15 protein-coding genes and 1 tRNA gene are annotated in these 17,716 nt (G+C 71.5%); 9 read left to right on the plus strand and 7 right to left on the minus strand.

Annotated elements, in window-relative coordinates:
- Positions 1-373: 373 nt before the first annotated feature.
- Both ACFYU0_RS22020 and ACFYU0_RS22025 read left to right on the plus strand, forming a co-directional pair.
- The gene (locus ACFYU0_RS22020) at positions 374-1,753 is read left to right on the plus strand and encodes an NAD(P)/FAD-dependent oxidoreductase (protein WP_351664746.1); all 1,380 of its coding nucleotides are present in this window, start codon (positions 374-376) and stop codon (positions 1,751-1,753) included.
- 211 nt (positions 1,754-1,964) lie between these two features.
- Positions 1,965-3,254, plus strand: coding sequence for a cyclopropane-fatty-acyl-phospholipid synthase family protein (locus ACFYU0_RS22025; protein ID WP_351664744.1), 1,290 nt, complete (start codon positions 1,965-1,967; stop codon positions 3,252-3,254).
- Between the two features lie 65 nt (positions 3,255-3,319).
- On the opposite strand, the gene ACFYU0_RS22030 is transcribed toward ACFYU0_RS22025, so the two are convergent.
- Together ACFYU0_RS22030 and ACFYU0_RS22035 are read right to left on the minus strand one after the other, a co-directional pair.
- Positions 3,320-5,848, minus strand: a complete 2,529-nt coding sequence (locus ACFYU0_RS22030) for an ABC transporter permease (protein ID WP_389303567.1) — start codon at positions 5,846-5,848, stop codon at positions 3,320-3,322.
- The gene (locus tag ACFYU0_RS22035) at positions 5,848-6,618 is read right to left on the minus strand and encodes an ABC transporter ATP-binding protein (RefSeq protein ID WP_351664740.1); all 771 of its coding nucleotides are present in this window, start codon (positions 6,616-6,618) and stop codon (positions 5,848-5,850) included. Before ACFYU0_RS22035 ends, ACFYU0_RS22030 begins: the two co-directional genes overlap by 1 nt.
- A 393-nt stretch (positions 6,619-7,011) precedes the next feature.
- Here ACFYU0_RS22035 and ACFYU0_RS22040 point away from each other — a divergent pair.
- The 3 genes from ACFYU0_RS22040 to ACFYU0_RS22050 all read left to right on the plus strand — a co-directional run bounded on the left by ACFYU0_RS22040 (position 7,012) and on the right by ACFYU0_RS22050 (position 9,433).
- Positions 7,012-7,098, plus strand: a tRNA-Leu gene (locus ACFYU0_RS22040).
- Positions 7,099-7,252: 154 nt separating this feature from the next.
- The gene (locus tag ACFYU0_RS22045) at positions 7,253-8,428 is read left to right on the plus strand and encodes a 4-hydroxybenzoate 3-monooxygenase (RefSeq protein ID WP_389303570.1); all 1,176 of its coding nucleotides are present in this window, start codon (positions 7,253-7,255) and stop codon (positions 8,426-8,428) included.
- Positions 8,429-8,572: 144 nt separating this feature from the next.
- Entirely contained in the window at positions 8,573-9,433 is an 861-nt protein-coding gene (locus ACFYU0_RS22050) for a Bax inhibitor-1/YccA family protein (RefSeq protein ID WP_351664736.1), read from the plus strand.
- A 111-nt stretch (positions 9,434-9,544) separates the two neighbouring features.
- On the opposite strand, the gene ACFYU0_RS22055 is transcribed toward ACFYU0_RS22050, so the two are convergent.
- Complete coding sequence (locus ACFYU0_RS22055) at positions 9,545-9,775, minus strand: DUF4287 domain-containing protein (protein ID WP_020940491.1); 231 nt, start codon at positions 9,773-9,775, stop codon at positions 9,545-9,547.
- Between the two features lie 99 nt (positions 9,776-9,874).
- Between ACFYU0_RS22055 and ACFYU0_RS22060 the strand changes: the two genes are divergently transcribed.
- On the plus strand, positions 9,875-10,186 hold the full coding sequence (locus ACFYU0_RS22060; protein WP_351664734.1) for a hypothetical protein: 312 nt from the start codon (positions 9,875-9,877) through the stop codon (positions 10,184-10,186).
- 25 nt (positions 10,187-10,211) lie between these two features.
- Here ACFYU0_RS22060 and ACFYU0_RS22065 read toward each other — a convergent pair whose 3' ends face one another.
- The 3 genes from ACFYU0_RS22065 to ACFYU0_RS22075 form a co-directional block, all read right to left on the minus strand.
- Positions 10,212-11,003, minus strand: a complete 792-nt coding sequence (locus tag ACFYU0_RS22065; protein ID WP_351664732.1) for a hypothetical protein — start codon at positions 11,001-11,003, stop codon at positions 10,212-10,214.
- A 273-nt stretch (positions 11,004-11,276) separates the two neighbouring features.
- Positions 11,277-12,497: an acetyl-CoA C-acetyltransferase gene (locus tag ACFYU0_RS22070; protein ID WP_389303574.1), complete on the minus strand. Its 1,221-nt coding sequence runs from the start codon at positions 12,495-12,497 to the stop codon at positions 11,277-11,279.
- Between the two features lie 152 nt (positions 12,498-12,649).
- The gene (locus tag ACFYU0_RS22075; RefSeq protein ID WP_351664728.1) at positions 12,650-13,669 is read right to left on the minus strand and encodes an SGNH/GDSL hydrolase family protein; all 1,020 of its coding nucleotides are present in this window, start codon (positions 13,667-13,669) and stop codon (positions 12,650-12,652) included.
- Positions 13,670-13,830: 161 nt separating this feature from the next.
- Between ACFYU0_RS22075 and ACFYU0_RS22080 the strand changes: the two genes are divergently transcribed.
- Positions 13,831-15,222 carry a cystathionine beta-synthase gene (locus ACFYU0_RS22080; protein ID WP_351664726.1) on the plus strand — a complete coding sequence of 464 codons (1,392 nt, stop codon included), beginning with the start codon at positions 13,831-13,833 and terminating at the stop codon, positions 15,220-15,222.
- A gap of 340 nt (positions 15,223-15,562) precedes the next feature.
- Here the strand turns inward: ACFYU0_RS22080 and ACFYU0_RS22085 are convergent, their stop codons facing one another.
- On the minus strand, positions 15,563-15,994 hold the full coding sequence (locus tag ACFYU0_RS22085) for a hypothetical protein (RefSeq protein ID WP_351664725.1): 432 nt from the start codon (positions 15,992-15,994) through the stop codon (positions 15,563-15,565).
- Between the two features lie 176 nt (positions 15,995-16,170).
- On the opposite strand from ACFYU0_RS22085, the gene ACFYU0_RS22090 reads away from it, so the two are divergent.
- Both ACFYU0_RS22090 and ACFYU0_RS22095 read left to right on the plus strand, forming a co-directional pair.
- Complete coding sequence (locus tag ACFYU0_RS22090) at positions 16,171-17,034, plus strand: MurR/RpiR family transcriptional regulator (RefSeq protein ID WP_389303578.1); 864 nt, start codon at positions 16,171-16,173, stop codon at positions 17,032-17,034.
- A gap of 97 nt (positions 17,035-17,131) precedes the next feature.
- The gene (locus ACFYU0_RS22095) at positions 17,132-17,716 is read left to right on the plus strand and encodes a hypothetical protein (RefSeq protein ID WP_389303581.1); all 585 of its coding nucleotides are present in this window, start codon (positions 17,132-17,134) and stop codon (positions 17,714-17,716) included.

The following is a 17,716-nucleotide window of genomic DNA, read 5'->3' on the forward strand; positions in this document are numbered from 1 at the left end:
CCGTTCGGCGCCCTCGGCGACATCCCGTCGGGAAAGTTCGTGAACTTCTTCACAAGGAATTCCGTCCCGGACGGCCGGGAAAAGGGGCCGGTTGGCCCTTCCGGGGGTTCTTCCGCCGTTTGAACATGTTCAGGCGGTGGTCGCACGAAGGGCCCGAGGGCGACGCCCGGAGGCTGTTTCCGACTCCTCACGAGCGACCCGAATCGACAGAGAGGCAGCTCACGCGGCCTTGACAACGGGGCAGACCGCCCAGCGGTTCCGGTTCCGCGGCATGACCTGCGTCACGCGGGCCGCGGAGTTTAGCACAGGGCATGCAAGAGCTTGTGAAGGGGCGCACGAGCAACCCCCCTGAGCCGGGTGGATACTCGATGCCATGAGCACCACGGAGCGTCCCAGGATCCTCGTAGTAGGCGGTGGGTACGTAGGCCTGTACGCAGCTCGGCGCATCCTCAAGAAGATGCGCTACGGCGAGGCGACCGTCACGGTCGTCGACCCCCGGTCGTACATGACCTACCAGCCCTTCCTCCCCGAAGCCGCCGCCGGCAGCATCTCCCCTCGGCACGTCGTCGTCCCTCTGCGACGCGTCCTGCCGAAGGCGGAGGTCCTCACCGGCCGGGTCACCACCATCGACCAGGACCGCAAGGTCGCCACGATCGCCCCCCTCGTGGGCGAGGCGTACGAGCTGCCCTTCGACTACCTGGTCATCGCGATGGGCGCGGTCTCCCGCACCTTCCCGATCCCCGGCCTCGCCGAGCAGGGCATCGGCATGAAGGGCATCGAGGAGTCCATCGGCCTGCGCAACCACGTGCTGGAGCAGCTGGACAAGGCCGACTCCACGACCGACGAGGAGATCCGCCGCAAGGCGCTCACCTTCGTCTTCATCGGCGGCGGCTTCGCGGGTGCGGAGACCATCGGCGAGGTCGAGGACATGGCCCGGGACGCGGCCAAGTACTACAAGAACGTCTCCCGCGAGGACATGCGGTTCGTCCTCGTCGACGCCGCCGACAAGATCCTCCCCGAGGTCGGCCCCAAGCTCGGCCAGTACGGCAAGGAGCACCTGGAGAGCCGCGGTGTGGAGATCTACCTCTCCACCTCCATGGACTCCTGCGTGGACGGCCACGTCGTGCTGAAGAACGGCCTCGAGGTCGACTCCAACACGATCGTCTGGACCGCCGGCGTCAAGCCGAACCCGGCCCTCGCCCGCTTCGGCCTGCCCCTCGGCCCGCGCGGCCACGTCGACTGCGAGCCCACGCTCCAGGTCAAGGGCACCGACTACATCTGGGCCGCCGGCGACAACGCCCAGGTGCCCGACCTCGTCGGCCGCAAGGCGGGCAACGAGAACGCCTGGTGCCCGCCGAACGCCCAGCACGCGCTGCGCCAGGCCCGTGCCCTCGGCGACAACGTGATCTCCGGTATGCGGGGCTTCCCGCAGAAGGAGTACGAGCACGCCAACAAGGGTGCGGTGGCCGGTCTCGGTCTGCACAAGGGCGTGGCGATGATCGTCATGGGCAAGATGAAGATCAAGCTCAAAGGCCGCCTCGCCTGGTACATGCACCGCGGCTACCACGGCATGGCGATGCCGACCTGGAACCGCAAGATCCGCGTCTTCGCCGACTGGACCCTCGGGATGTTCCTCAAGCGCGAGGTCGTCTCCCTGGGCGCCATGGAGAACCCGCGCGAGGAGTTCTACGAGGCCGCCAAGCCGGCCCCGGTCGCCGCCGCCAAGACCGGCGAGAAGGCCAAGGCCTCCTGACCCACGGTCCCCCACCGGTCGCCGCACCGTTGGGGGGACCACCTGGAAGACCTCCCGCCATCCGTGGTGCGGGAGGTCTTCCGGCGTTCCGGCGGGCGCACGGCGAGAGGGAGTTCGCGCACCTGTAACTCCTTTGCGGGACTGCGCCGGGGGCCTCGCGGTGTTTACGTGGTATCGGACATCCGGGATCGTCGTCTTGGAGGTGTGCGCCATGGCCGACGCCGCGTCGCGGCTGAGGAAACTTGCCGAGCAACTGCTGGGAGCACCGCTGCCGGTGCGGATCCGCGCCTGGGACGGTTCACAGGACGGCCCGCCGGACGCCCCGGCCCTCATCGTCCGCAACCGCCGGGCCCTGCGCCGGCTCCTCTTCAAGCCCGGCGAGTTGGGCCTGGCCCGGGCCTGGGTCTCCGGGGACCTGGACGTGGAGGGCGACCTCTACCGGGTCCTCGAGGTCATCGCGGGGCAGGTGTGGGAGCGCGACGAGGACGCCCGCGGCCTCGCCGAGGCGCTGCGCGACCCCGAGGTGCGGGCCGCCGGGCGCGAACTGCTGAGGCTCGCCGGGCCGCCGATCCCGCCCGCCCCGCCCCGCGAGGAGGTCCGCAGACGCCGTCACCTGCACACACGGCACAGCGACCGGCGGGCCATCAGCCACCACTACGACGTCGGCAACGACTTCTACGAACTCGTCCTCGGCCCGTCGATGGTCTACTCGTGCGCCTACTGGCAGGACGGCGGCACCCTGGAGTCCGCCCAGCGCGACAAGCTCGAACTCGTCTGCGCCAAGCTCGGCCTGACGCCGGGGCAGCGGCTGCTGGACGTCGGCTGCGGCTGGGGATCGATGGCCATCCACGCGGCCCGTGAGCACGGCGTGCGCGTCGTCGGCGTCACCCTCTCCCAGGAACAGGCGGCCTACGCCCGCAAGCGCGTCGCCGACGAGGGGCTGACCGACCGCGTGGAGATCCGCGTCCAGGACTACCGGGACGTCGCGGACGGCCCCTACGACGCGATCTCCTCCATCGGCATGGCCGAACACGTCGGCGCCGAGCGCTACCTGGAGTACGCGAGCGACCTGTACGCCCTGCTGAGGCCGGGCGGACGGCTGCTCAACCACCAGATCGCCCGCCGCCCGCAGCGCGACGAATCCTCGTACGAGGTCGACGCGTTCATCGACGCCTACGTCTTCCCCGACGGCGAACTCGCCCCGATCGGCACCACCGTCACCCAGCTCGAGCGGGCCGGCTTCGAGGTCCGGGACGTGGAGTCGATCCGCGAGCACTACGCCCGCACCCTGCGCCAGTGGGTCAGCCGCCTGGAGGCCGGCCGGGACCGCGCCATGCGCCTCACCAGCCCCGGCCGGACCCGTGTCTGGCTGCTGTACATGGCCGCCTGCGCGCTCGCCTTCGAACGCAACCGCATCGGCGTCAACCAGGTCCTGGCCGTCCGCACCCCCGACTCGGGCGACTCCGGCCTCCCCCTGCGCACCCGCACCTGGAACACGTGACCCGGAGGGACACGACGAGGGGCCCCGTTCCGGCACGCGGAACGGGGCCCCTGCCGTCGGTGCGGCTACTCGGCCTTGATCGCCGTCAGCATGTTCAGCCGTGCCGCGCGCCGGGCCGGCCACAGGGCTGCCAGCACTCCGACCACCCCGGCCAGCAGCAGGAAGAGCGCCATCCGGCCCCAGGGCAGGACCAGTTCGTACGTCGGCATCTTCGTGCCCAGCAGCTCACCGGCCGCCCAGCCGAAGAACACCCCGAGGCCGATGCCGAGCACCCCGCCGAACAGGGAGATCACCAGCGACTCCAGACGGACCATCCGCTTGACCGACCTGCGGTCGAGGCCGATCGCGCGCAGCATGCCGATCTCCTGGGAGCGCTCGAAGACCGACATGGCCAGGGTGTTGATGACGCCGAGGACCGCGACGATCACCGCCATGCCGAGCAGGCCGTAGACCATGTTCAGCATCAGCGTGAACATCTTCGCGATGTCGTTGGAGATGTCCTTCTTGTCCTGGACCAGGATCGCCGGGTTGGAGCCCAGGGCCTTCTCCAGCCCGTCCTTCGCGCGGTCGGACGCGCCGCCCTCGGTCCTGACCATCACCTGCATGTCGGCCGGTTCGGTCAGGTGCGGGGTGAGGACCTTGTTGTCGAGCATGATCCCGTTGAGCATGTCGTTGCCCTCGTAGATCCCGGCGACCGTGAGGCCGCGCGCCGCGCCGTCCTCGAAGTGCGCGGTGAACCGCGAGCCGACCCGCCAGCCGTGCTCCTCGGCCCGGTCCTTGTCCACGACGATCCGCGAGCCGCCCACGGTGAAGGAGCCGTCGTCCACCCTCAGATCCGTCAGCCTGCCGATCGCCGAGCCGTCGACACCGGTCAGGTACTCCGTCTCGCCGCCGATCCGGGACGCCCCGTTGCGCAGCGGGCTGCTGGCGGTGACGCCGTCGGCGCCGGCGATCCGGCGCGCCACGTCCGGGGAGAGCGGGCCGCGGTTGGCCATCGACACGACGTAGTCCGCGCGGATCGCCGAACTGGCCATCCGGTCGATCGACGTCTGCAGGCTGCCCGCCATCACCGTCATGCCGGTGATCAGCGTCAGGCCGATCATCAGCGCGGACGCCGTGGCGGCCGTACGGCGCGGGTTGCGCACCGAGTTCTGCCGGGCCAGCTTGCCCGAGACGCCGAACACGCGCAGCACGGGCGAGGCCGCAGCGATCAGCGGACGGGACAGCAGCGGGGTCAGGATGAACACGCCGATGATGAGCAGCACCGCGCCGAGCCCCATGGGGCCCTGGGCGGAGTCGGTGTCCATCGTCGTGGCCGCGAGGACCACGGCGACGCCGGCCGCCGAGAACAGCGCGCCGAGCGTGTTGCGCAGCACCAGCGACTTGGTGGTCGCCTTGGCGTGCACGCTGCTCATCGCCGCCACCGGCGGGATCTTCGCCGCGCGGCGGCCCGGCAGCCAGGCGGCCAGCACGGTCACGACGACGCCGACGGCGAGGGCGGTCAGCACGGTGCCCGGCGTGATCACCAGCGGCCCGTCCGGCACGCTCGCGCCGAACGAGCCCAGCAGGGACCGCAGGCCCGCGCCGATGCCGACGCCCGCGGCAAGTCCGGTCACCCCGGCGACCGTGCCGACCACCAGCGCCTCGACCAGCACCGAGCGGGTGACCTGCCGACGGGACGCGCCGACCGCCCGCAGCAGGGCCAGTTCCCTGGTGCGCTGGGCGACCAGCATGGTGAAGGTGTTGGCGATGATGAACGTGCCGACGAACAGGGCGATGCCGGCGAACACCAGCAGGCTCTGCTTCAGGCCGCTCATCGAGGCGGAGATCGTCTCCGCCTGGTCGTCGGCGAGCCGCTTGCCGGTGGTGGTCTCCACCAGGTGCGAGGGCAGTGCCTTGTCCAGGGAGGCCTTGAGCGCGCTCTGGCTGGTTCCCGGCTTCGCCAGCACGTCGATCTCGTCGTACGTGCCCTTCTTGCCGAACAGGGCCTGTGCGGTGGGGGTGTCGAAGAGGGCCAGGCTGCCGCCGGCGGCCACGTTGCCGTCGTCGGTGCTGAAGATGCCGCTGACGCGCGGGGTGAGGACGGGGCCGTCCACCGAGAGCCGGACGGTGTCGCCGACCTTGAAACCGGCCCGCTCGGCGGTCCTGGCGTCGATGAGCATCTCGCCCCGGCCGCTGGGCGCGTGCCCGGCGACCAGGGGGTAGCGGTCGTCCTTGGCGCCCCAGTAGTTGCCGCCCTCGGACTGCCACCCGTCGCCGAGCAGCTTGCCGTCCTTGCCGGCGATCGCGGTGAAGCCGGTGACGACACCGGTCGCGGAGGCGGCGCCGGGCGCCTTGGCGGCCCGGTCGAGCAGGGCCCGGGTCAGCTCGGGGGTCTTGCCGACCCGGTCACCCTTGGAGTCCTGGTACTCGGGCCGTACGGCGACGTCGACCCGGTCGAAGCCCTTGGCGGAGCTCTTCTGGTAGGCGTCGGAGATGGTGTTGGTGAAGACGAGGGTCCCGGACACGAAGGCCACGCCGAGCATGACGGCGAGCACGGTCATCAGGAGCCGGGCCTTGTGCGCGGAGACGTTGCGCAGGGCGGTGCGGAACATCAGCTGGTACGGCCCTTCGCGTCGAACTGCTTCATCAGGTCCAGGACGGAGTCGGCCGTGGGGCCGTGGATCTCGTCGACGATCCGGCCGTCGGCGAGGAAGACCACCCGGTCCGCGTACGCCGCCGCCACCGGGTCGTGGGTCACCATGACCACCGTCTGGCCCAGCTCGCGCACCGAGTTGCGCAGGAAGCCCAGCACCTCGGCGCCGGAGCGCGAGTCGAGGTTTCCGGTCGGCTCGTCGCCGAAGATGATCTCCGGCCTCGAGGCGAGCGCACGGGCGACGGCGACGCGCTGCTGCTGACCGCCGGAGAGCTGCGAGGGCCGGTGGCCGAGCCGCCCGGACAGCCCGACCATCTGGATGACCCGGTCCAGCCACGCCTTGTCCGGCTTCCGCCCGGCGATGTCCATCGGCAGGGTGATGTTCTCCAGGGCGGTCAGCGTCGGCAGCAGGTTGAAGGCCTGGAAGATGAAGCCGATCTTGTCCCGGCGGAGCTTGGTGAGCTGCTTGTCCTTCAGGGAGCCCAGCTCGGTCTCGCCGATCCGCGCGGATCCCGAGGAGAAGGTGTCCAGCCCCGCCACGCAGTGCATCAGCGTGGACTTGCCGGAACCGGACGGTCCCATGATCGCGGTGAACTCCGCCTGCCGGAAGTCGACCGAGACCCGGTCCAGGGCGACCACCTGGGTCTCACCCTGCCCGTAGATCTTCGACAGCTCGGTGGCGCGTGCGGCCACGGCCGTGGTCCGGCCGGCGGTGGGTGTGGTGGTCACGGGAGGGTGCTCCTGTCGGGACGGCGTCTGTTTCGGGGACTTGATCCATCGTCCCGGCCGCCGGCGCACGTGTAGTCAGCCGCTGTTCCGGTTCCTGGGGGCGACTCCGGTCGGACGGAGCGGGCCCGTGTCATACCTGGGGAGGACGGAAGACCCTGACCCGGGCGGCCGGTCAGAACAGGACGGGCGCCCTCGTTCAGTAGGTGAAATTCCGTCATTCCGCGTACGTGCGCACCCACGCCCCGTCACGCTGGTGGCAAGTGCGGATGGCGAGTTCCGGGTGCTGATGCACCCTCAGACGTCAATAAAATAAGACAACATCGGGCCAGCTCCTCGTCTGTTCGAGGGAGGTGCCCCGATAGGCTCAGGACCTCGCAGCGGTGCCCATGGCCTGCCCGGATGGTGGAATGCAGACACGGCGAGCTTAAACCTCGCTGCCCCTTCGCGGGCGTGCCGGTTCAAGTCCGGCTCCGGGCACCAATTCCCTCTTTTCCGGCCCGCTCCCTCGTTCCCCATGTTCTGCCCCGTGACCGTTGACAGCGGCATGTGTGCGGCGGAGACTCACCTCCCAAGAGAGTGAAAGAAACTTCACCACGCGAACGCAGGCGCGGGGGCAGAGGAGAGGGAGCGACCGATGCGCACCACCGTCGGGATCATCGGAGCCGGTCCGGCCGGGCTGCTCCTGGCGCGGCTGCTGCACCGCGCCGGCATCGACTCGGTCGTCCTGGAGAGCCGCGACCGCGCCTACGTCGAGCGGCGGCAGCGGGCCGGGATCCTGGAGCAGGGCACCGTGGACGTGCTGCGCGAGGCCGGAGCCGGCGCCCGGATGGACCGCGAGGGGCTGCGGCACGACGGGATCGAACTGCGCTTCGACCGGCGCCGGCACCGCGTCGACTTCCCCGGGCTCACCGGCGGGCGGTCCGTGACCGTCTACGCCCAGACGGAGGTGTGCAAGGACCTCATCGCCCTCCAGCTGGCCGAGGGGGGCCCGCTGCTGTTCGAGGCGGAGGCGCTGGCCGTCGAGGGCGCGGACGGCGACCGGCCGCGGGTGCCGTTCCGGCACCAGGGGCGCGAGGGCGTCCTGGAGTGCGACTACGTCGTCGGGTGCGACGGGTTCTGGGGCGTCGCTCGCAAGGCCTTCCCGGACGACGCCTCCCAGGTGTTCGAACGGACCTACCCCTATGCGTGGCTCGGCATCCTCGCCGACGTCGCGCCCTCGCACGACGAACTCGTCTACGCCCGGCACGACCGCGGCTTCGCCCTGCTGTCCATGCGCTCCCCCTCCGTGTCCCGCCTCTACCTCCAGGTGCCCGCCGGAACCGAGGCCGGCGAGTGGAGCGACGAGCGGATCTGGGCGGAACTGGACCGGCGCCTGGAGACCGACGACGGCTGGAAGCTGGAGCGCGGTCCGATCACCCAGAAGTCGGTCACCCCCATGCGGTCCTTCGTGCACGAGCCGATGCGTCACGGCCGGCTCTTCCTGGCCGGTGACGCCGCCCACATCGTGCCGCCGACCGGCGCCAAGGGGCTGAACCTCGCCGTGGGCGACGTCGTGACGTTCGCCCGCGCGCTCGTCCACGAGCGGCGCACCGGGTCGCCGGAAGCCCTCGACGCCTACTCCGCCACCTGTCTGCGCCGGATCTGGCAGGCCGAGCGGTTCTCGTACGACATGACCACCATGCTGCACAGCGCGCCCGGCGCGACCGCCTTCGACGCCCGCCTCCAGCGGGCCCGGCTGGAACGCGTCACCTCCTCCCGCGCGGCCGAGACCGATCTGGCCGAGGCCTACACCGGCTTCCCGCTGGAGTGAGCGGTTCCGCCGGGGGAATCAGGGGATCGCGTGGCGTGTTGGGCAACCCGCAGGGGAAAGATCCCTCTCAAGTAGTACGGCCGTTCTTTTGCCAATCCATTACTCTTGAGCCAAGGCCGCGCACGGTGGCCATGGAGGAGTGAAATGAGGAGCAGTAACCCGGTCTTCTCGCGACGGGGGTTCAGCCGCGACAACGGCTACGCCGGCTTCAACACCGCAGCGCAGGCCGGGTACGCACAGGGCAACCCGTACGCGCAGAACCCGTACGCGCAGAACCCCTACGCCCAGCAGGACGTGCAGCAGGGCGCCCCGCCGCAGGCCCCGGCCGCCACCGGCCGGATGACGATGGACGACGTCGTCATGCGTTCGGCCCTCACGCTGGGCACGGTCGCCGTCGGCGCCGCACTCGCCTGGGTCCTGCTGCCGGTCTCCACGACCAGCTACGGCCTGGCCTTCGGCGCCGCCATCATCGCGATGGTCCTGGCGCTCGTGCAGAGCTTCAAGCGCACGCCGTCGCCCGCCCTGATCCTGGGCTACGCGGCCTTCGAGGGCGTCTTCCTCGGCGTCATCAGCGAGATGTACAACAGCCGCTGGAGCGGTGCGCCCTTCCAGGCGGTGCTCGGCACCATGGCCGTCTCGGCCGCGACCCTGCTGGTCTACAAGGCCGGCTGGATTCGCGTCACGGCCCGCTACGCCCGCATCGGCATGGCCATCGCCATGGCCTTCATCCTGGTGATGGCGGTCAACCTGCTGCTGGTCGCGTTCGGTGTCGCCGAGGACGGCGGCCTGCGCAGCTTCGGCCCGCTCGGCGCGATCGTCGGCATCATCGCCATCGTGCTCGGCGCCTTCTTCCTCACCCTCGACTTCAAGCAGATCGAGGACGGCATCGCCTACGGCGCCCCGCGCAGCGAGTCCTGGCTCGCCGCGTTCGGTCTCACCCTCACCCTGGTGTGGATCTACGTCGAGATGCTGCGACTGGTGGCGATCTTCAGCAGCAACGACTAGCGGCCGGCCCCCGACCGGGCCGCCGTTCGGGTGAAGTCGTGGGAAAGGGCCCCGGATCCGTCGCAGGCGGATCGCAGGGGCCCTTTGCCGTGACCGGGTCGCCGCGCGTGCTCAGAGCAGCTTGCGGGCGGCCCTCCTCAGGTCGTACTCATGAACGATCGCCTTGGCGTGGCCGTACGCGAGGTCGTACTCGTGCCGGAGCCAGCTGACCTTCTCCTCGAAGCGGAACAGGGCGGGGCCTTCTTCGACGGTGCGCAGCCAGTCGGAGACTTCACGACCGGTGCAATGGGGGATGCGGGCGAGCAGGTTGCGGTGGGTCTCCTCGGAGAAGAGTTGGGACATCGGCGCCTCCGGACGCAAAGGGGATGTAAGCCGGTCCTTCACGTCACCGTGCCTGAGCGTTCGCGTATTGGCAACAGTGCGGCGCGTTACGCTCAGCCCGTGGTTGATACGACGCCCTTGACCCGAGCAGTGGAGCACTTCGCCGACCGGTTGCGGGCGGCTCCGCAGAGCCGGCTGCAGCGGGGAGCCGCGGCCGAGGCGCTGGCCCTCGCCAACGAACTGGCCCAGTGGGCGCAGCGCGTGGAGGAGCCGGCCGCCGAACCCCGGCAGATGCCGGATGCCGGAATGTTCGCCGCCGCCGACCAAATCCTGGTGGCCGCGCACGACTTGTCGCTGGTGCTGCGCACCGACGACGAGGTCGGCGAGGCGGTCGGGCTGGTGGAGGAGGCGCGGAAGCGGGCGGGCGTCTGAGGCGCCGCCACGGCTTCCGCCGCCGTCACAGGGACGCGATGACCCGGTCCGCCAGGATGTAGACCATGTCGCCGCCGCACGCGAACGTCAGCGTGTAGGCGCCGGAGACGCCCGAGCCGCCGAGCAGGAAGGGCGTCTCGCCCTCCCGCACGGCCGCGGCCAGCCGCTCCGCCGTCTCCCGGTGGCCGGGGGTCATGCACAGGGTGGTGCCGTCGGCGAAGACGTAGACGTCCAGGGTGCCCAGGGGGCCGGGCCGGACGTCGGACAGCTCGACCTGGTCGGCGGCGAGCTGCTCCAGGGTGGTCACCGTGCGCTCGTGGTCGTTGACCACCGGCGACTGCACCGGCACGAAGTCCGGGTGCGAGGGGTGACGGCGGCGGGCCGCGGCCAGCTCGGGGGACTCGCCGCCGGAGAACTCGTCGGTCTCCGTGGCCGGCTCGGCGACCGGCTCCAGCGAGTCCAGACCCGCGAAGTCGGTCTGCCGGGGCAGGAACAGGTCGTTCTCGGCGAGGTTCAGCAGGGACGGCGCGTCGGAGGCGTCGCGGGCCTCCTGTGCGGCCCAGAACGCCCGGGCCTCGGCCAGCTCCCGCTCCCGTTCCTCGGCCAGTGCCTCGGCCACGGCCGCGCGTATCTCGTCCGCGTCGGCGGCGCGGGCGGCGGGCAGCAGCGCGCGCCTGGCGGAGACCTGGTTCTCGGCGAGCTGCGCCTGCAGCTCGGTGAGCTGGCGGCGCAGCTTGAGAACGGTCCGCAGGACGGCGACGCCCACGGCGCCCGTGGCGGCCGTGGTGAGCAGCAGGGCGAAAGGCATGGCGCTCACTGACGTACTCCCAGGTTCAAAGTCGACCCCCGACTTCCTACATCAGCTTGAAGGGCGGACTAACCAGCTGTCAGTGCGTAACGTCACGAAACGGACAGGACTTTCATGGCGTCGTTTCCCGACTGACCACGCTGACCTGCAACGAAACCTCCGCGAGGGACATAGGTCACATCCTGAGGGAGATTGGATCACAAAACGGCCCAGAACCCGGGGCTTTTCCGGGTTCCGGGCCGCTTCCTGACGTAGGGTGCCGCTCCCGCTACCGAGGGTGCGTCAGCTCAGGCGCTCGATGACCATCGCCATGCCCTGGCCGCCGCCGACGCACATCGTCTCCAGGCCGAACTGCTTGTCGTGGAACTGGAGCGAGTTGATCAGGGTGCCGGTGATGCGCGCGCCGGTCATGCCGAAGGGGTGGCCGACGGCGATGGCGCCGCCGTTGACGTTCACCTTGTCCAGGTCGAAGCCGAGTTCGCGGTAGGAGGGGATCACCTGGGCGGCGAAGGCCTCGTTGATCTCGACCAGGTCGATGTCGTCCACGGTCAGGCCCGCGCGGCGCAGGGCCTGCTGGGACGCCTCGACCGGGCCGAGGCCCATGATCTCCGGGGAGAGGCCGGAGACGCCGGTGGAGACGATGCGGGCGAGCGGGGTGAGGCCGAGCTCGCGGGCCTTGGTGTCGGACATGATCACGACGGCGGCGGCGCCGTCGTTCAGCGGGCAGCAGTTGCCGGCGGTGACGAGCCCGTCGGGGCGGAAGACCGGCTTGAGGCCGGAGACGCCCTCCAGCGTGACGCCGGCGCGCGGGCCGTCGTCCTTGGAGACGACGGTGCCGTCCGGGAGGGTCACCGGGGTGATCTCGCGCTCCCAGAAGCCGTTCTTGATGGCCTCCTCGGCGAGGTTCTGCGAGCGGACGCCGAACTCGTCCATGTCCTCGCGGGTGATGCCCTTCCAGCGGGCCAGGTTCTCCGCGGTCTGGCCCATCGCGATGTAGGCGTCCGGGACCAGGCCGTCCTCGCGCGGGTCGTGCCAGGTGGTGCCCTCCTGCGCGGCCACGGCGGCGGTGCGGGCCTCGGCCTCCGCGAAGAACGGGTTGTGCGTGTCCGGCAGGCTGTCGGAGTTGCCCTTGGCGAAGCTGGACACCATCTCGACGCCGGCCGAGATGAAGACGTCGCCCTCGCCGGCCTTGATGGCGTGCAGGGCCATGCGGCTGGTCTGCAGCGAGGAGGAGCAGTAGCGGGTGATCGTGCAGCCGGGCAGGTGGTCCATGCCCATCTGCACGGCCACGATGCGGCCGAGGTTGTTGCCCTGCTCGCCACCCGGCAGACCGCAGCCGAGCATCAGGTCGTCGATGTCCCGGGGGTCCAGCTCCGGGACCTTGGCCAGCGCCGCCTGGATGATCGTGGCGGTCAGGTCGTCCGGGCGCAGGTCCTTGAGGGAGCCCTTGAAGGCGCGGCCGATGGGGGAGCGGGCGGTCGAGACGATGACGGCTTCGGGCATCACGGCTCCAGAGGACGGAGTTGGGCAGGGCCGGTTGGGAAGTTACCCGGCCGTATGGTTCAGGTCACCGGTGTCGCGGTGTGACACTGGCCGCAATTTACTAAGCGCTTGCTTGGGCCTCCGGGGGTCGGCGGATCTCCGCGGGTGGTGCGTCATGCCGTGGGGCGGGCCGGTTCCGCCTCGCTCACGCGCCGCCGGCGGCGGCGCTTCAGGAGCGCCCAGGGGCCGCGGGGCCCCGTGGGCATGGCCGCCGTGACCTCGGTGCCCGGCTCCGAGGCGGCCTCCGCGGCCGCCCGCGCCACCGGCAGGAAGCCCTCGCGCCGGGACGCGTCCGGCCGTTCCTCCTCGGCCGGCCACAGGCCGAGCGCCGCGCACACCGTGGGCAGGACCGCCATCGCCGCCGTCGCGTAGCCCTCCGCCGACGGGTGGTAGTTGTCGGGGCCGAACAGCTCCCGGGGGTTCGCCTCGAACTCCGGGCCCAGCAGGTCGCCCAGTGACACCGTCCGCCCGCCCTGCTCCACCACCCCGATCGTCTGCGCCGCCGCCAGCTGCCGCGAGGTCCGCCGGGCCAGCCAGCGCAGCGGCTGCTGCACCGGCTCGATGGTGCCGAGGTCGGGGCAGGTGCCGACGACCACCTCCGCGCCGGCCGTGCGCAGCCGGCGGACCGCCGCCGACAGGTGCCGTACCGAACGCGTCGGCGGCATCCGGTGGGTCACGTCGTTCGCGCCGATCATGATCACGCAGACGTCCGGGACGGGACCGGCGGCCGACAGGATCAGCGCCACCTGCCGGTCCAGATCGTCCGACTGGGCGCCCGGCAGCGCCACGTTGCGCAGTTCCACCGGCCGTTCCGCCACCGCGGCCAGCCCCGACGCCAGCAGCGCGCCCGGTGTCTGGCCCGCCCGGTGCACGCCCTGCCCCGCGGCCGTGGAGTCGCCGAGCAGGGCCAGCCGCAGCGGCGGCTCACCGGGGACGTCGTACGCGTGGCCGTACACCCCGTCGGCCACCGGCACCCGGCCCACGCTGCCGTTGCCCACATGGCGCCGGGCCAGTTGCATCTCCGCCAGCAGCAGGCCGACGGCCGCCGCCCCGACGAGCCCCACCCCGCCGCCGCCGTAGGCCGCTCCGGCCGCGATGCGCCGGGCCACTCTCGCCCTCGACATGCTCGTCATGCGTCGCCGCCACCTCCTCGTAGCCGTACACCCACTCCTTGCCCCGTACAGCCCGTGTGCCAATCTCAACGGGGAGTGAACGCCCGGCCGGCCCCGCCGGCGGGGCCGTAGGCTGGCGGAACCACTAAGACCAATGTTTTTGCAAGCAACCGGAGACAACGGTGCGATTCCACGACTCGATGATCAGCCTCGTCGGCGACACCCCGCTGGTGCGGCTCAACAACGTGACCAAGGGCATCCAGGCGACCGTCCTGGCCAAGGTGGAGTACTTCAACCCGGGCGGTTCCGTGAAGGACCGCATCGCCCTGCGCATGATCGAGGCGGCCGAGCAGAGCGGGGAGCTCAAGCCGGGCGGCACGATCGTCGAGCCGACCAGCGGCAACACCGGCGTGGGCCTGGCCATCGTGGCCCAGCAGAAGGGCTACAAGTGCATCTTCGTCTGCCCTGACAAGGTCTCCACCGACAAGATCAACGTACTGCGGGCCTACGGCGCCGAGGTCGTGGTCTGCCCGACCGCCGTGGACCCCGAGCACCCGGACTCGTACTACAACGTCTCCGACCGCCTCGTCCGCGAGACCCCGGGCGCCTGGAAGCCCGACCAGTACTCCAACCCCAACAACCCCCTCTCGCACTATCACTCGACCGGCCCCGAGCTGTGGGAGCAGACCGAGGGGAAGATCACCCACTTCGTGGCGGGCGTCGGCACCGGCGGCACCATCTCCGGCACCGGCCGCTACCTGAAGGACGCCTCCGACGGCGCGGTCAAGGTCATCGGCGCCGACCCCGAGGGCTCGGTGTACTCCGGCGGCTCCGGCCGGCCGTACCTGATCGAGGGTGTCGGCGAGGACTTCTGGCCGACCGCGTACGACCGCACCGTGGCCGACGAGATCGTGGCCGTCTCCGACAAGGACGCCTTCCAGATGACCCGCCGCCTGGCCAAGGAGGAGGGTCTGCTGGTCGGCGGCTCCTGCGGCATGGCCGTCGTCGCCGCGCTGCGCGTCGCCGAACGGCTCGGCCCGGACGACGTCGTGGTCGTGCTGCTCCCGGACAGCGGCCGCGGCTACCTCTCGAAGATCTTCAACGACGAGTGGATGGCCGACTACGGCTTCCTCGAGGACGAGGGCCCCAGCGCCCGCGTCGGCGACGTCCTGCAGGACAAGGTGGCCGGCACCATCCCCTCCCTGGTGCACATGCACCCCGAGGAGACCGTGGGCGAGGCCATCGAGGTGCTCCGCGAGTACGGCGTCTCGCAGATGCCGGTCGTCAAGCCGGGCGCCGGCCACCCGGACGTGATGGCCGCCGAGGTCGTCGGCTCCGTGGTGGAACGCGAACTGCTGGACGCGCTGTTCTCCCAGCGGGCCTCGCTGGAGGACCCGCTGGAGAAGCACATGAGCGCCCCGCTGCCCCAGGTCGGCTCCGGTGAGCCGGTCGGCGACCTGATGTCGGTGCTGGGCTCCGCGGACGCCGCGATCGTCCTGGTCGAGGGCAAGCCGACCGGCGTGGTCAGCCGGCAGGACCTGCTGGCCTTCCTGGCCAAGGGCGGCAACAAGTAGCCGAACCCGCGGTGAACCGCCGGCAACGGCGGCGAACCGGGGATGACCTGGGCCGGTCGGGCCGTTCCGCAACTGGTACGAGCGTGTCACGTGCGCGCAGCACCCGCTTAACACGGGTCGGGCACATTGGTGGTGTCGGCAGGGGCGGGAGCGGCTCCCCGCCCGGGCCGGCGCCGTGCGGCGCCAAGGAACCTCCGGAGCGGCTCCCGGACCTCCATGGACGCCCAGGACGCACAAGCCCGGTCCTGACCCGGCCCGCGTCCCTCGCGGGGACCGCCGTCGTCCCGCCCCCCGGAAACGGGGGTGCGGCGGTCCCCGCGCACAACCCCTCTTCCCGGCCTCAGTCGTCCCGGCCGGACCGCCCCGCATCGCGCCGGCCGGTGACCAGCTCCGGGTTGAGACGCACCGCCTGGGCCGCGTTCACACCCACGATCCCGATCCAGGTGGCCACGATCCCGGCCATCCCGGCCAGGGCCCCGGAGATCGCGGACAGCGGGACGGCCAGCACCAGCGACACGATCGCGAGGCCGTAGCGGTCCGCCCAGGAGCCGGCCGGCCCGGGCCGCCGGGCGCCGCGCGCGTCCGCCATCCGCTGCTCGGCCAGGTGCCGCCGCACCCGGCGGTCCACGGTGTCGTCGATCCGCTGCTCGACCTTCTCCAGGAAGGAGTCCACGAGCGCGGAGTCGTACTCCTCGCCCAGTTCCCCACGCGCCCGTACGGTGGCGTCCAGATCCTTCTTGAGGTCGGTGTCCCGCGAGTCCAGTGCGCTCATGCGCTTCACGGTAGGGAGCGCCGGCGCCCCGCGCACTGGGGTAAACCCCCCTCTTCGGCGCCCGGGGACCAGGACCGGCCGGATCACGAGACGGGCCTTGCCCGGCTGTATAGGCTCATGCAGAGTTCTAGATGTCTGAATAGACCATGGGTTCACATCCGGAGGGGGAGCACAGCATGAGCGTCGACCGGAGCACGGGCGTCACGGACACCGCGGCGACCCGTCTGCAGGCGCTCTTCGAGGGGCACCGGCTCACGCCGACCCAGCGCCGCATCGCGCACAGCATGGTCCGGCGGGCCGCCGACGTCCCCTTCCTGTCCAGCGTGGAGCTGGCCGAACTGGCCGGGGTCAGCCAGCCCTCCGTGACCCGGTTCGCGGTCGCCCTGGGCTTCGACGGGTACCCCGCCCTGCGCCGGCACCTGCGCGAGATCGTGCCCGCCGAGCAGGCCGCCGCCGGGCCGGGCTCGTACAACGAGTACCAGCAGGCCGTCGAGGCCGAGATCGAGAACCTCAGGCACCTCGCGGAGCTGCTCGCCGACCCCCGGCCGGTGCAGAAGGCGGGCCGCGTCCTCGCCGCCTCGCGCCCGCTGCCGGTGCTCGGGCTGCGCGCCGCCGCCTCCCAGGCGTACGGCTTCGCGTACTTCGCCGCCAAGGTCCACCCGGACGTCCGGCTGCTCAACGAGGGCGGCACGATGATCCAGGACCGCATCGACGCGGCCGTCCGCGCGGGCGCCACGGCCCTGCTGTGCTTCGCGCTGCCCCGGCATCCGCGCGAGGTGGTCGACACCCTCGCCTACGCCCAGGAGGCGGGCCTGACCGTCGTCACCGTCGCCGACTCCGCGTTCGCGCCCGTCGCCCGCCACTCCGACCTGCTGCTGCCCGCCGCGGTCGGCACCGGGCTCGCCTTCGACACCGCGTGCGCGCCGATGCTGCTCGGGCGGGTGCTGCTGGAGGCGCTGTGCGACGATCTGCCGGACGCGCAGGCCCGGTTGGAGCAATTCGACGCGAACGCCGCCGCCCGGGGGCTGTTCGTAGAGTGACCCGACGCGCTCTCAGACTCGTCTCACGTTCTGCCGTTAGCGTCGTGCCCGGACCCAGGTGCTGGGTGGACACGCGGACGTGACACGGGAGGCTGACGTGGCGCGCGGAGGGCAGGGACTGGCCCGGGTGGCCGTCGTCGTACGGGCGGGCGCCGCACCGTTGTGGTGGTGCGGGGCGGTGGCCGCGGGTGTAGGAGTGCTGCCGCCCGGGATGACCGGGCGCCGGATCGGGGTGACGGCGGGGGCCGCGCTGTTCGTGGCCGCCCTGGCCGTCGTGGCGCTGGTGCGCAGGAAGCGGTACGACGCGCTCGCCCGAGGGGCCGCGCGGGCGAGCAAGTACGACGTGCTGCAGGACCGGGCGGTGACCGTGCGCAACTGGCGCCGGGGACACCGGTGGTGGCTGCTGCTGGCGTTCGCGGCGGCGCTCGGCAGCTCGTTCGCGGTGCCCGCGGCCGGGGGCATGCTGCTGGCCGGGGCCGGCACCGGGCTCAGGCTGAAGGCGGCGTGGCTGGGACGCCGGGAGCGGTCCGCGGAGACGCTGCTGTGGGTGCGGGTCGACTGGCTCGACCGGCGGGGCGGCGGCCCGGCGGGCAAGGCCGTGAAGGGCCTGCGCGCCACGGGCGTCGCGGCCGGCGACGCGACCCCCGGCGGGTCCCGCCGCCGTACCGCGGCACTGGTGTGA

It is taken from the genome of Streptomyces sp. NPDC003720 (assembly GCF_042875075.1).
Lineage (GTDB): Bacteria > Actinomycetota > Actinomycetes > Streptomycetales > Streptomycetaceae > Streptomyces.